This is a genomic window from Streptomyces albidoflavus, from assembly GCF_000719955.1.
In the GTDB taxonomy this organism is placed as follows: domain Bacteria; phylum Actinomycetota; class Actinomycetes; order Streptomycetales; family Streptomycetaceae; genus Streptomyces; species Streptomyces albidoflavus.
This window is the reverse complement of the sequence record NZ_JOII01000002.1, coordinates 1-12,662: the sequence shown is the minus strand read 5'-3', so window position 1 is coordinate 12,662 and position 12,662 is coordinate 1. Positions and strand designations below refer to the sequence as shown.

Genomic DNA, 12,662 nt, shown 5'->3' with positions numbered 1-12,662 from the left:
CGACCCGGTCCGCGGCCGTCCGCCCGCGCTCAGAAGACCGCGAGCGGATTGACCGCGAGCCCCGTGGTGCCCGTGATGCGCGGCGGCGCGAGGACGAGCATGAAGCTCCACCGGCGCAGGGCGGCGCACCGGTCGGCGAGGTCGTCGAGGGCGGCGGCGTCCACCAGCGGCAGCCCGAGCCGTGCCAGGGCGACCTGATGCATCGGCATCGGAAGACTCGCGGGACGGGCGTCGCTGATGTCCCCGATGTAGAGGGCCGCGCCGTGCTCGTCCAGCCATGCGACGGCGCTGAGGTCCAGCCCCGGCACGGGCTGCGTCATGGGCCGGTCCACGTCCCAGCCACCCCGGACCACGACCGCGTCGCCCGGGTGCACCGACGTCCCGGCCCGGTCGAGCGCCGCGTCGAGCTCCGCTCCGCAGACGCGGTGGCCCGCGTCGAGACGGCCGCCGCTAGGGACCAGGTCGAGGAGGACGCCCCGCGTGACGATGCCCTTGCCGGCATGGTCGGCGGAGGCGTGGCGGACCCCGGTGGGGGTGAGCGCCTCCTGGAGCGGGACACCCGGGTAGACCTGGTCGCCGACGGGGATGTGGGCGAGGGCATCGAAGTGGGTCAGTCCGGCGTTGTGGGTGTTGATGAGCAGGGAGTCCGTGACGGCCACGGGCCGGACGCCGTTGAAGTTCACGACCTGCATGACCGGTGCGGGCACCGTCGCGGGGGTCCCGACCGGCGCGAGGCCGGTGGTGAGCGGTACGGGGGTGGTCGGCCGCGCGAGGCTGACGGAGGTACCGTCGCGCACCTCGGCGGCGGCGCGCGACCGTGCCGCGTCGTCGATGAGATTGAGCGCCCCTATCTCGTCGGAGTCGCCCCAGCGCCCCCAGTTGAGGGGCGGATCGTTCTCGCTCATGCGCGTCTCCTTCCTCGGCTCGTTCACGCGCGGGCCGGCTCCGCCGTGTGAAGGCTCGTCAGCCGGTCCAGGGCGGCGCGGAGGCCGGCGTCTCCGGTGCCCCGGGCGCTGAGATGACCGTCGGGACGGACGAGGAGCCACTCCCCGTCCGTCGCGGCCAGGGTGTCGTGGACCGTGCCGTCCGGGTCCCACACGCGGCGATCGCCGCCGTCGTACCGGTGCCGGTGCCGGCTGATCGTCAGGATCTCCACCCAGACCGGCAGCGGTCCGGCCCCGGCGGCGGGGTGATCCTGTCCGCCCGGCTCCTCGCTCCCGGCGAAGACGAGCAGGTGCCAGGCAGGAGACCTGAGTTTCTCGCGCAGGATCGTCCAGCCCGGTGACTGGGCGTCGGCGGCCCGGATCTGCGTGAGGCGCTCGCCGGGACGCGGGCCCCCGCCCGTACCGCCGCCGGGCACCGTCAGTGGGCTGTCGGGGTAGGCGATGGCCAGTCCCGACATGTTCCGGATGAGCTGGCGCTGGAAGTCACGGGGAGAGTGCGCGGGGCCGCCGGTGCCGTCGGCCTTGTCGACCATGATGGTGTCCATGACCTCGCCGGTGGAGGCGAGCAGGGCCTGGCCGATGGGGACGCGCTCGGCGTCGTAGGTGTCGAGCAGCGTGGCGTCGGCGTGGCCGTGCACCACCATGGCCAGTTTCCACGCCAGGTTGTACGCGTCCTGGATGCCGGTGTTGAGGCCCTGCCCGGAGGCGGGGGAGTGGACGTGGGCCGCGTCCCCCGAGACGAAGCACCGCCCGAGGCGCATCGCGGGAACCGCGCGCTGCTGGATGGTGAACTTCGACGCCCAGCTGGGCCTTTCGACGACCGTGTCGCGCCCCAGGGCCCGCGACAGCTTGGCGCTGAACTGCCGGGCGATCTGCTCGGGGTCGTCAGGCTGCCCTTCGCCGGTCGTGTCCAGCAGTCGCCACTTGCCCGGCTCCGGGACGGGAACAGCATCAGGGTGCCGCCCCGCGCGAACAGCCAGTGCACGCCGTCGATGTCCACGTCGGTGTGGACGAGCGCGTCGGCGATCAGCCAGGTGTGGGCCGGTTCCCCGGCCAGGGGCAGCCCGAGAGTCTTGCGGACGGTCGAGTGCCCGCCGTCGCAGCCCCACAAGTACCGTGCGCGCACGGTCTCCTCGGTGCCGTCGGGGCCGCGCAGCACGGCCGTGACGGCGTCCGCGTCCTGCCGGAAGGACTCCAGCCCGGTGTTCCCCTCCACCGCGACCCCGGCCGCCGCGCCCTGTCCCCGCAGTACGCGCTCGATGATCACCTGATCGACGTTGAACATGTACGGAAAGCGCGTCGGCAGCCCGCCGAAGTCGAAATCGAGCCGGTTCGGGTGGCCGCCCCGGTGCATGACGAACGTGTTGATCCGTGTTCCGTGCGGCGCGATCTCGCCGAGAATGCCGAGCTGGTCGTAGATCTCCAGGCTCCGGGCGTGGGAACCGAGCGCACGGCTGGTGGTCGCCGGAGCGGCCGCGGCGTCCACCAGGCGCACCGACACGCCCGACCGCGCCAGCAGTGCCGCCGCCGTCAGCCCGACCGGTCCGGCACCCGCCACGAGTACGTCGACGTCATAGCCTGTCATGCGACCACGCTCCCTGCGTTAGCTTAGCTGACACAGGGACGCTACACGACGAGCGAGGAGACCCGCGACCATGACGGCTGAGGACCGCCCGGAGGGGCAACTGCCGCTGCCCGTACTCCTGCAACGAGGCTCCCGGTGGTTCTCCGACGAGCTGGCGGAGCGCCTGGAGGCCGCGGGGACGCCCCCCGTGACACCGGCGCACACCACCGTGCTCGCCCATCTGCGTCACGAATCGGCGCTGAGCGTCGCGGAGCTGGCCCGCCGGGCCGGCGTCACCCGCCAGACGATGCACCGCGCCGTCACCCAGCTCGTCGGTGAAGGGCTGCTGACGAGCGAGCCGGGGCCCGGCTTCCCGCGCAGCACCCTGATCCGGCTGACCGACGCGGGCTGTCGGCGTCGCGACATCGCCCTCGGCATCCTTCGTGACCTGGAGGAGGAACTCGGAAAGCGGCTCGGGCCCGAGGTGGTGGCCGGGCTGCGCGACACCCTGGCCCGCGCCTGGCCGAGCTGAGGAGTCACCGCCCCACCGGGTCCGCCTCCGCGCCGTCCCCCGGGGTGACCAGGGCGAGATGGCCGCCGTCGTCCATCGGGGTCGGCAGCGTCAGCGTGGCGACCTCCTCGGCGTGGTCGGCGTCGACCAGGTGCACCTCGCCGTGGCCGCCCCGGCTCACCGCGACCAGCGGGCCGCCCGGGGAGGCCGCGACCGCCCGGCGCTGGACGCCGTCCCACGGGGTGCCGCCAGGCCGGGGCGCGCCCGCCATCGCGGGGAGGGGGAGCCGCGCCGCCACGTACGGCCGTTCGCCGCGTCCGGTCGGCGCGGCGAGCAGGACCAGTTCGTCGCCGTCCGGGTGGACCCGGGCGAACGCGACGTGCCGGACGGCCACCGCGAGCCGGAAGACCAGCCCGGGGCCGAGCGGCACCCGCCCGGTCAGCCCCGAGTCGAGCTGGTGCCACCAGGCGTCGTTGGACCACTCCGGCCACCGCCCCGGATCGCCGAGGCCGCCGCGTACGCACGACCACAGCATCCGGCGCACCGGGTCCAGCCGCAGGTAGTAGCCCCGCCCGCCGCTCCGGCCGTCCGCCGCCCAGGGCAGCGGGGCTTCGGCGACGAGGGTGTCGCCCTCCCGGCGGGCCCGGTGGACGCCTGAGCCCGCCGCCGCGAACAGCCGCTCCGTGACCGGGTCGTGGGCGTCGCCGTGGCCGTCGGCGTCGGGCAGCGGGAGCCGCTGGTGGGGCGGGAGCGGCGGGCAGGCGGGCGCGGCGGTGAGGAGCGTGTCGTGGTGGTAGGCGGCCAGTTCGCCGGGCTCCCGGTGGCGCAGGACGACCAGCGGACGCCCACCGCCGAGGACGGTCACCCCCGGTTCGCCGACGCGGGTGCGGACCCGGACCGTACGGGCACCCTCCGGCGCCGCCAGGTCGACGGCGGTCAACAGGTCGCTCCACGCTGCCTCGTTCCGGCCGAGTCCGGTGGTGACGGCGAGGTGACGCCCGCCGGGCGCGGCGGCCAGGTGCTCGGCCGGCACCGCCACCGGCACCGACGCGCGCAGCAGCGGGCGCCCCGCGTCCGGACCGTACGGATCGAGTACCAGCAGCTCGCCGGCCCGGTCGTCCACGCAGGCGGCCAGATCCCCGGGCAGTGCGAGGAAACCGGCGTGCTCGGCCAGATGGCGACCGGCCAGCACGGCCACTTCCGCTCCGGACGGCAGGTCCAACAGGGCGATACGACCGGCTACTTGGTCCGCCGCCAGCAGACGCGGGGGCAGGGGCACGGGGAACTCCTCGGTAGGGGGTGCGGGGGCCGGGCGCAGGGCGCGGAACCGCACCGCATTCTATTGGCAATGATTATCATGTGTATTCTCTCGGCGGAAGACGGGCGAACGCCGGGGCCGCAGAGGCGTCCCACGCGTCCCCGCAGGACGGAACCGAGGGATGAAGCCATGCCACGCACAGCGATGAGGCTCCGCCGGTGGGCCGCGACAGCGGTCCTGGGAACACTGCTGGCCGGTTGCGGAACCGGCGGCCCCGCGCCGGACGCGGCCGACGGCCAGGGAACGGGGAAGGGCGGCGGTGCGCGGACCGGCACCGACGTGCGGCCGATCGAGGCCGCCACCCGCGTCACCGACGCCAAGGGCGTCACCGTCTCCCTGGAGAAGCCGCCGGAGAAGATCGTCTGCCTGGTCGCCCTCTGCGACGACATGCTGACGGAGCTGGGGATGACCCCGGCCGCCACCAACTCCGGCCTGCTCGCCCACCCCGAGTTCCTCGGCAAGGAGAAGGCCGCCGCGATACCCGTGGTCCCCGGCGGCTTCCTGAGCCCCGAGGCCGAGGCGATCCTCTCCCACCGGCCCGACCTGGTGATCGGTCTGGAGGACACCCACGGCAAGCTCGCCCCCGCCCTCGAAGGCGCCACCACCTTCTGGCCCGTCCAGCCCGGCTCCTGGCAGGACAGCGTGGCCTACCTGCGCGACCTCGCCGCCCTCACCGGCCGGACCGAACAGGGCGAACGCGCCGAGAAGACCTTCCGCACCCGGCTCGCCGAGGCCGAGCGGAACCGGAGCGAGAAGACCTCGCTCATCATCTTCGGCAGCGACGAGAACTTCGGCGTCGCGACGCCCGAGACCGACGTGGCCGCCGGGCTCTTCCCCAAGCTCTCCGCCTACCCGTGGAAGAGCCGGGGCGTGGACGGCTCGTACAGCCTGGAGGAGATCCTCGCCCGCGATGTCGACGTGCTCTTCGTGGAGACGCTCTCCTTCGGCGGCGAGGACGGCAAGCTCTCCGAGAAGCTCGCGGACAACCCGCTCTGGGCCCGCATCCCCGCCGTCGAGCAGGGCAAGGTCGTCGAGGTCGACCCCGAGGTCTGGGCCAAGGGGCGCGGCACCCGGTCGCTGGGGATCGTGCTCGACGAGGCCACGGCCGCACTGCGGTGAGGCGGCCGCCCGCTCCCTGGCTCTGGCTGCTCGCCGTCGCCCTGCCCTGCGCGGTGGCCGCCCTGAGCCTCGGGACGCCGTACGTCCCCGCGCACCGGCTGCCGCAGGTGCTGGGCGGGGACGGCCTCGCCTCCGTCGTCGTCGGTGAACTGCGGCTGCCCCGGCTGGTGCTGGCGCTGGTCGCCGGGGCCTGTCTCGGCGCGGCGGGGCTGGTCCTCCAGGAGGCGCTGCGCAACCCGCTCGCCGTGCCCGAGATGCTCGGTGTCTCCAGCGGGGCCGCCCTGGGAGTGGCGGCGCCGCTGGTCCTCTCCCTGTCCGTGCCGCTCGCCGTACAGCCCTTCCTCGCGCTGGCCGGGGCGGCGCTCGGCGGGCTGCTGACGCTGGCCGCCGCCGGACTGGGCCGCAGCCCCTCGGCGGTCCTGCTCACCGGCGCCGCCGTCGCCGCAGCCCTCCAGGCCGCGCTGCTGGTACTGATGGTCCTCGCCGACCAGCTCGACCTCCAGCTCATCTACCGCTATCTGCTCGGCAGCCTCTCCGCCCGCACCTGGGACGACGTCACCGGGCTCTGGCCGTGGCTGGCCGTGGCGCTGCCCGCCCTGGTCCTCTGCGTCCCCGTCCTCGGTGTGCTGCGCCTGGGCGACGACGACGCGCGGGCCCTCGGGGTGCGGGTGGGCCGCGCCCGGGTGGCCGCGCTCGGCGTCACCGTGCTGCTCATCGCCCCCGTCGTCGCGGTGTGCGGCCCGGTGGCCTGGGTCGGCTTCCTCGCCCCGCACCTGGCCCGGCGGCTGCGGCCCGGCGCCGACGCGGCGGGGCTGCTCGGGTACGCGGCCGCCTGCGGCGCCGTCGTCGTGGTCTGCGCCGACCTGCCCGCCCGGCTCCTGCTCGCCCCCGTCGAGACCCCGGTCGGCGCCTGGACCGCCCTGTTCGGGGTGCCGGTCGGTGTGGCCCTGCTCAAATGGCGCACGCCCGAACGCAGTTCACCGGCCCCCGCGCCCGGCGACCGGGCCGCCCTGCGGAAGGCCGAGCGGTGAGCGCCGCGCGGACCGCCGCGCCGGTGCTCCGGAGAGGCCGGACCGGTACCCGGGTCAAGGCGGCCGTCCTGGTGGTCCTCGCCCTCGCGGCCGGGGTGGCGGGGCTCGTCGCCGGGCCCGCCGTGACCACGGCCGACGTCGCCGAGGTCTTCGCGGGCGGCGGGGACCCGCTCGCCCGGCACATCGTGCTCAACCTCCGTCTGCCGCGCGCCCTGGTCGCCCTCACCGCCGGGGCCTGCCTCGCCCTGGCCGGGCTGGTCCTCCAGTCGGCCCTGCGCAACCCGTTGGCCGGTCCCGAGGTCACCGGGGTCACCCCGGGGGCGGTGCTCGGGGCGGTCACCGCGACCGGGCTCGGCCTGGCCGGCTGGCAGTCGCCGACCGCCGTGGTGGTGGCCGCCTGCCTCGGTGGCTGCGCCGGGGCCGGGCTGCTCTGGCTGCTCGCCGGGCGGGAGCGGGGCGACCCCGAACAGACCGCCGTGCACGGCGTCCTGGTCTCCGCCGTGCTGACCGGTGCCACCGCCGTGGTGCTGCTGATCGCCCCCGGCGAACTCGGCAGCGTCGTGCAGTGGCTGGTCGGCTCCACCGAGGGACGCGTCTGGCGGCACTGGGAACTCCTGTGGCCGTGGGCCCTGTGCTGGGGGGCCGCCGCCTGGCTGCTGGCCGGGCCGCTGACGCTGCTGCGGTGCGGCGACGAACAGGCCGCCGCGCTGGGCCTCGACATCGGGCGGGCCCGCGCCGCCGCCCTGGCCTGCGCGGTGGCACTCACCGCCGGGGCGGTCTCGGCGGTGGGCGCGCTCGGCTTCGTGGGGCTGCTGGTCCCGCACGTCGCCCTCGCCGTGTTCGGCGCCGACCTGCGGGCCACTCTGCCCGGCGCCGCCCTGCTCGGCGCGGTCGTGGTGGGCGGCGCCGACGCGGGGGCCCAACTGCTCTCCCGCGCCCTGGCCCAGGCCCTGGACGCCGACCGGCTCACCGTCCCCGTGGGTGCCCTGACCACCTGCGCGGGCGCCGCCCTGCTGCTGATCGTGGCCCGGCGCCGCGCCGACCTGCGATGAGCCGGCCGACACCGCACGCCCCCGAGGCGTACCGAACCACGGCCGTGCGGGCGTCCGCGCCGCCGGTACCGACGAGTGACGGCCCCGCCCGGCGAGCACGGGCGGGGCCGGAAGGAGAAGTGATGGACCATCGGGAACCGGGTGCCGTGGTCGCGGAAGGGCTGCGGTTCGGCTATCCGGGACGCGAGGTGCTGCGCGGGGTCGACCTGCGGATCGGCGCGGGGGAACTGGTCGCCCTGGTCGGCCTCAACGGCTGCGGGAAGAGCACCTTCCTGCGGCTCGCCGCCGGGCTGCTCCGTCCGGACGCCGGGCGCGTCCTGCTGGACGGGGAGGAGGTGGCGCGGCTCTCCCGCCGGGGCGCCGCCCGCCGGGTGGCCCTGCTCCACCAGTCGGCTCCGCCCGTACCGGGGCTGACCGTGCGCCAGCTGGTCCGGCAGGGACGGTACGCGGCCCGGGGGCCGCTCGGGATGCTCCGCGACGGGGACGACGCGGTGAGCGCGCGGGCGCTGGCCGACGCCGGGGTCGCCGACTGGGCCGGGCGGCCGGTCGACGCGCTCTCCGGCGGGGAGCGGCAGCGCGTACGGCTGGCCATGGCGCTGGCCCAGGACACCCGGATTCTCCTCCTCGACGAACCGACCACCTACCTGGACCTCAGGCACCAGCTGGAAGTGCTCCAGACCGTGGTCCGGCTGCGCGCGGAACGCGGTCTGACGGTGGTGATGGTGGTGCACGACCTCAACCACGCCGCCCGGTTCGCCGACCGGATCGTCGCCCTCCGGGACGGCCGGGTGGCCGCCGACGGCAAGCCCGCCGCCATCGTCACCCCCGCGCTCCTCGCCGAAGTGCTGGGTGTCGAGGGGCGGGTGGCGCCGGACGAGCGGGGCGGCTGGCCGGTCTGTTACCCAGATCACCCTCTGGGGGTCGCAAGCCACTTGCGGAATGAAAATCATATTCATTAATGTCCGTGGTGCGGCAGGCGCCACGCCGTTCACGTCCACCACGCATCGAACCGAATGGAGCTCAACTCATGGAGCACGACAAGGTGTTCGCCCCGATCGCCGACCCGGGCCAGCTGGCCCACCTCTCCGCCACCCACTCCAACGCCCTCGTCGAGAACCCCTTCGACGACGCCGACGAGGCCGGTGCCGCGGACGACAAGTAGTCGGCCCCGGCCGCCGGTGACGGCGGCCGGCTGACACCCGTGACGGGCCCGCCCGGCGAACCCCCGGGCGGGCCCGTTGCGTTCGGCGCCCCGCAGCGCGGCGCCGCTCATCCCCTCGCACTTCATCCGACGGAGGTTTCCGTGACCAGCAGCCGACTCGCCCCGGGCGCCGGGATCGTCACCGTCCCCGGCGGCCGGCCCGCCGTACGCACCGCCGAGGGCGAGTTCCTGCACCTCGACACCGGCACCGCCGACCTCGCCGCGCTCACCCGCCACCTGGTCGCTGGCGAAGCCGCCTCCGACGCCGAAGTGGCCCGCGTCGCGGCGGCGTTCGAGCGCGAGGGCCACGCGGTCCGGCCGGGCCCTGAAGAGGGCGGCGCGCTCACCGGCCGTACCGTCCTGGTGCTGGGTGACGCACGGCTCACCGGCCCGCTCGCCCGGTACGCGGCCGCCGAAGGCGCCCGCACCCGGCACGCCACCCCCGAGCACGTCGGCCGGCTCGCCGACGGTGAAGGGGCGGACGCGTCCACCGTCGTCGTCTGGTGCCTCGACGAGCCGGCGCCGCCCGCGCTCTGGGACGCCGCCGACCGGCTGCCCGCACACGGCACGGCCTGGCTGCGCTGCCACCGCGAGGGCGCCCACCTGTGGACCGAACCGCTCGCCGCCGCCCCCGGCGACGTGACCTCCGCCCACGTCCGTCTCCGCCGCCTCGCCGCCACCTCCGCCCACCGCCAGCTCGCCGCCTACTGGGCCGGACACCGCACCCCCGACAACGGCCCGCACCCCGGCGAGGCCGCCGCCGCCCTGGTCGCCGCCCTCCTCACCGCCGACCTCCTCGCCTGGGCCGCGCCGGGCCCCGGCTCCGGGCTCCCCGCGCGCCGCAGGCTCCGCCGCGTCGACCTGCGCGACCTCACCGTCACCGAACACCCCGTACTGCCCGTACCGCCGGTGGCCCCGCTGCCCGCAAGGGGGAGCGGCCCGGCATGACGCCCGCGACCACCCGCCTCACCACCGCCGACGGCACCACCCTCGCCACCGACCTCCACCTCCCCGCCACGCCGGGCCCCCACCCCGCGGTGCTGATCCGCACCCCGTACGACCGCCGCGCCCACCGGGCCGAGTTGCGCGGCTGGGCGGAGCGCGGCTTCGCCGCCGTCGCGCAGGACGTGCGCGGCCGGCACGGCTCGGCGGGGGAGTGGCACCCGTACCGCGACCACGAGGCCGAGGACGGCGTGGCCACGCTGGACTGGATACGCGCCCAGCCGTGGAGCGACGGCCGCGTGGTCGCCGCCGGGGCCTCGTACGCCGCGTACTGCGCCCTCGCCGCCGCCCTCTGCCCCGGCGCCCGAGGCCCGGACGCGGTGATCGCCGCCGTCCCCGCCCTCGGCCTCACCGAGACGGCCCGCGAACCCACCGGACCCGAACGCCTCTGGGCCCGCCTCGGCTGGTGGGCGGCCCACGGCGACCGGCGCGACTCCGCGCCCGACGCCCTCGACCGCGCCCTCGCCCGGGACCCGAGCCTGCCCGCACACCTGCCGCTGACCCGGATCGCGGACCGGCTCGACCGCCAACTCCCGTCCTGGCCCGCGCTGTGGGCGGACTGCCGGCGTGGGCGCCTGGTCGCCCACGGCTCCGCCGCCCGGCTCCCGCTGCTCGCCGTCGGCGGCACCCGCGACCCCTTCGCCGAGGACACCGTCGCCCTCTGGCGCGGCTGGGGCGGCCCCGCCCGGCTGCTGCTCGGCCCGTGGGGCCACACCCTCACGGCGGAGACCCGCCCCGGCACCCCGGGCCGCGTCGACCTCGGCGCCCTCTGCGCCCGCTGGGCCCGGGCCGCGCTCGACGGAGAACTCGGTCCCGGGCGGCGCGGCGTCATCGGCCTCGCGGAGAGCGGACGCTGGCACCACCTCACGGACACCCCGACCCGGCCCGAAGGGCCCGAAGTGGCGGGCTGTGTGTGGCAGTTCGGCGCCGCCAACGGCCTGCGTCTGCTCGCCGGCGCCGAGTTCACCGCCGACCCGGACCGCCCCGTACGCTCCGACGACCTCACCGTCCCGCGCGGGGCCCCCGTCGACCGCTGCCTGCTCGCCACCCCGCCGCTGCCCCGCCCCCTCGACCTGGCGGGCCCCGCCGAGGCCCGGCTGACCGTCGTCGCGGACACGCCCCGCGCCGACTGGGCGGTCCGCGTCGTCGCCCTCGACCCGGCCGGACGCGCCGATCCCCTCGCCTTCGGCATCGTCCGGCGCGACGCCCCGCCCGGCATCCCGCACCCCGTCACCGTGCCGCTCGGGACCCTCGGGCGGACCCTGGCCGCCGGGACCAGGCTGCGCGTCGAGATCGCCGGCCACCACTTCCCCGCGCACGCCCGCAACCCGCACACCGGCGAGGACCCCGTCACCGCCACCCGCCTGGCCGCCTCCCGCCGCACCGTCCGCAGCGAGGGCAGCGCCCTCCACCTGCCCGTGGCCGGCCGCCCCCGCCCCGTCGACCCCGTACCGGAGACCTGCCGATGACCGCCGCCCTGCCCCTCGACGCCCTCGTCGACCCCCACTGCGGACTCGTCCGCGACGTCGCGCCCGTCCCGCACCCCGAGGGCGCGCCACCCCGCTACACCGCCATGACCGCGCACGTCGCCGACGCCCGCCGGTTCGGCGCCTGGCCCGCCGACCGGGTCTCGCTCGGCACCACCTTCGGCGACCCGGCCGGTGCCTGGACCGCCGCCGTCGCCGAGGCCGTCGAACGGTACTGCGGCAACCGGCTCCCGCCGCCCGGCCACCCCGACGCACCCCGCCGCGCCACCGCCGCCCAGCTCACCGCCGAGGGACACCAGGTGTACGGCCCGGACGACGTGCCCGCCTACGCGCCCTGGCAGTACCGCCGCCCCGCCTTCCCCTACGCCCCGCTCACGCCCGGCACCCCCGCCCTCTGGGCGCGCGGCACGGAGAACGGCCGCGACTGCTGGGCGCCGGTCGCCCTCACCCACCTCAACTGGCGCCAGGGAGAACTGCGTGCACTGCCGCGCACCCACCACCTCAACTACGCGGGCATCGCCACCGGACAGGGACTCGCCGACGCCGCCGAACGCGCCCTCCTCGAAGTGGTCGAGCGGGACGCCCTCGAACTGTGGTGGCACCTGGACGGGCCCACCCGGGGCGTCGACCCCGGCAGCGTCCCCGGGCTCGACGCCGACCTCGCCGGGTCCGGCCTGGAGGTGAGCATCGTCGAGATGCCCTCGGAGTTCGCGCCCTGCGTGGCCGCCCTGGTCCACGACGCCCGGCGGGGTGTCCACGCGGCCGGTTTCGCCTGCCGCTTCGACCCGGCCGAAGCCGCCCGCAAGGCCGTCCTGGAAGCCGTCCACACCTGGGTCTTCACCCTGGGCGCCGAAGCCGCCGACGGCTGGGTGCACCAGGCCGTCGAGGCCGGCGTCCTGGCCCGCGGCCTCTACCTGGACCACCGGGCCGACCGCCGCTACCTCGACGACTGCGGCGAGGAGTTCGCCGCCGTACGGGACCTCGGCGCCCACGTCCAGGCATGGCTCGACCCGCGCCTCGCCCCCCTCGCCCGCCGCTTCACCGCACCCGCCCTCGGGACCGTCCCCGTCGCCGAGCTCGCGCCCGGAAGCCGGGAGCGGCTCGACGCCGCCCTCGCCGCGGGCGGCCACCGCGTCCTCACCTTCGACCTGACCACCGAGGACGTCGCCGAGACCGCCCTGCGCGTCGCCCGCGTCCTGGTCGGCGGCCTCGTCCCCAACGCCCCCGCCGCCTTCGGCTACTACGGCTGCCCCCGCTTCGCCACCGCCGCCCTCGCCCGGGGCTGGCGCACCGAACCCCCGCGCGACCCCGCCGACTTCACCCTCGCCCCCGCCCCGCACATGTGACCCCCGGCTCCCCCATGACCCCTGACGCCACCCTCGGCCACGCCCTCGCCCTCGCCAGATCACCCCGCACCCCGGCCCGCGCCACCC

At 76.4% G+C, this 12,662-nt stretch carries 12 protein-coding genes and 1 pseudogene; 9 read left to right on the top strand and 4 right to left on the bottom strand.

The annotated features are described in order from the left end of the window. Window positions 1-29: 29 nt before the first annotated feature. The 3 genes and pseudogenes from IF45_RS0101775 to IF45_RS33725 form a co-directional block, all read right to left on the bottom strand. A complete protein-coding gene (locus tag IF45_RS0101775) occupies window positions 30-905 on the bottom strand; it encodes a cyclase family protein (protein ID WP_030305041.1) in 876 nt (291 codons plus the stop codon). Window positions 906-928: 23 nt separating this feature from the next. Continuing rightward, window positions 929-1,792: an FAD-dependent monooxygenase gene (locus tag IF45_RS34230; RefSeq protein WP_272921788.1), complete on the bottom strand. Its 864-nt coding sequence runs from the start codon at window positions 1,790-1,792 to the stop codon at window positions 929-931. A gap of 137 nt (window positions 1,793-1,929) precedes the next feature. Further along, a pseudogene (locus IF45_RS33725) lies at window positions 1,930-2,529 on the bottom strand (FAD-dependent monooxygenase); the annotation flags it as partial. A 70-nt stretch (window positions 2,530-2,599) separates the two neighbouring features. Between IF45_RS33725 and IF45_RS0101765 the strand changes: the two are divergent. After that, on the top strand, window positions 2,600-3,040 hold the full coding sequence (locus IF45_RS0101765; protein ID WP_030305039.1) for a MarR family winged helix-turn-helix transcriptional regulator: 441 nt from the start codon (window positions 2,600-2,602) through the stop codon (window positions 3,038-3,040). 4 nt (window positions 3,041-3,044) lie between these two features. Here IF45_RS0101765 and IF45_RS0101760 read toward each other — a convergent pair whose 3' ends face one another. After that, window positions 3,045-4,298 carry a hypothetical protein gene (locus IF45_RS0101760; RefSeq protein ID WP_030305038.1) on the bottom strand — a complete coding sequence of 418 codons (1,254 nt, stop codon included), beginning with the start codon at window positions 4,296-4,298 and terminating at the stop codon, window positions 3,045-3,047. A 168-nt stretch (window positions 4,299-4,466) separates the two neighbouring features. On the opposite strand from IF45_RS0101760, the gene IF45_RS0101755 reads away from it, so the two are divergent. The 8 genes from IF45_RS0101755 to IF45_RS0101720 all read left to right on the top strand — a co-directional run bounded on the left by IF45_RS0101755 (window position 4,467) and on the right by IF45_RS0101720 (window position 12,575). Further along, window positions 4,467-5,456 carry an ABC transporter substrate-binding protein gene (locus IF45_RS0101755; protein WP_015508294.1) on the top strand — a complete coding sequence of 330 codons (990 nt, stop codon included), beginning with the start codon at window positions 4,467-4,469 and terminating at the stop codon, window positions 5,454-5,456. Continuing rightward, window positions 5,453-6,487, top strand: a complete 1,035-nt coding sequence (locus IF45_RS0101750; protein ID WP_003946623.1) for a FecCD family ABC transporter permease — start codon at window positions 5,453-5,455, stop codon at window positions 6,485-6,487. Before IF45_RS0101755 ends, IF45_RS0101750 begins: the two co-directional genes overlap by 4 nt. Next, window positions 6,484-7,539, top strand: coding sequence for a FecCD family ABC transporter permease (locus IF45_RS0101745; RefSeq protein ID WP_015508295.1), 1,056 nt, complete (start codon window positions 6,484-6,486; stop codon window positions 7,537-7,539). The genes IF45_RS0101750 and IF45_RS0101745 overlap by 4 nt, the downstream gene beginning before the upstream one ends. 122 nt (window positions 7,540-7,661) lie before the next feature. Further along, window positions 7,662-8,498 carry an ABC transporter ATP-binding protein gene (locus IF45_RS0101740; protein ID WP_030305026.1) on the top strand — a complete coding sequence of 279 codons (837 nt, stop codon included), beginning with the start codon at window positions 7,662-7,664 and terminating at the stop codon, window positions 8,496-8,498. Window positions 8,499-8,566: 68 nt separating this feature from the next. After that, window positions 8,567-8,701: a streptamidine family RiPP gene (amiA, locus tag IF45_RS33720; protein WP_008409986.1), complete on the top strand. Its 135-nt coding sequence runs from the start codon at window positions 8,567-8,569 to the stop codon at window positions 8,699-8,701. Between the two features lie 141 nt (window positions 8,702-8,842). Next, window positions 8,843-9,688: a hypothetical protein gene (locus IF45_RS0101730; protein ID WP_030305025.1), complete on the top strand. Its 846-nt coding sequence runs from the start codon at window positions 8,843-8,845 to the stop codon at window positions 9,686-9,688. After that, window positions 9,685-11,211 carry a CocE/NonD family hydrolase gene (locus IF45_RS0101725; RefSeq protein WP_030305022.1) on the top strand — a complete coding sequence of 509 codons (1,527 nt, stop codon included), beginning with the start codon at window positions 9,685-9,687 and terminating at the stop codon, window positions 11,209-11,211. Before IF45_RS0101730 ends, IF45_RS0101725 begins: the two co-directional genes overlap by 4 nt. Next, window positions 11,208-12,575 carry a YcaO-like family protein gene (locus tag IF45_RS0101720; RefSeq protein ID WP_030305021.1) on the top strand — a complete coding sequence of 456 codons (1,368 nt, stop codon included), beginning with the start codon at window positions 11,208-11,210 and terminating at the stop codon, window positions 12,573-12,575. Before IF45_RS0101725 ends, IF45_RS0101720 begins: the two co-directional genes overlap by 4 nt. Window positions 12,576-12,662: the final 87 nt, after the last annotated feature.

Coding starts and splice junctions, on each gene's coding strand:
- IF45_RS0101775 (WP_030305041.1), bottom strand. CDS start 905: ATGAGCGAGAACGATCCGCCCCTCAACTGGGGGCGCTGGGGCGACTCC.
- IF45_RS0101765 (WP_030305039.1), top strand. CDS start 2,600: ATGACGGCTGAGGACCGCCCGGAGGGGCAACTGCCGCTGCCCGTACTC.
- IF45_RS0101740 (WP_030305026.1), top strand. CDS start 7,662: ATGGACCATCGGGAACCGGGTGCCGTGGTCGCGGAAGGGCTGCGGTTC.
- amiA (WP_008409986.1), top strand. CDS start 8,567: ATGGAGCACGACAAGGTGTTCGCCCCGATCGCCGACCCGGGCCAGCTG.
- IF45_RS0101725 (WP_030305022.1), top strand. CDS start 9,685: ATGACGCCCGCGACCACCCGCCTCACCACCGCCGACGGCACCACCCTC.
- IF45_RS0101755 (WP_015508294.1), top strand. CDS start 4,467: ATGCCACGCACAGCGATGAGGCTCCGCCGGTGGGCCGCGACAGCGGTC.
- IF45_RS0101720 (WP_030305021.1), top strand. CDS start 11,208: ATGACCGCCGCCCTGCCCCTCGACGCCCTCGTCGACCCCCACTGCGGA.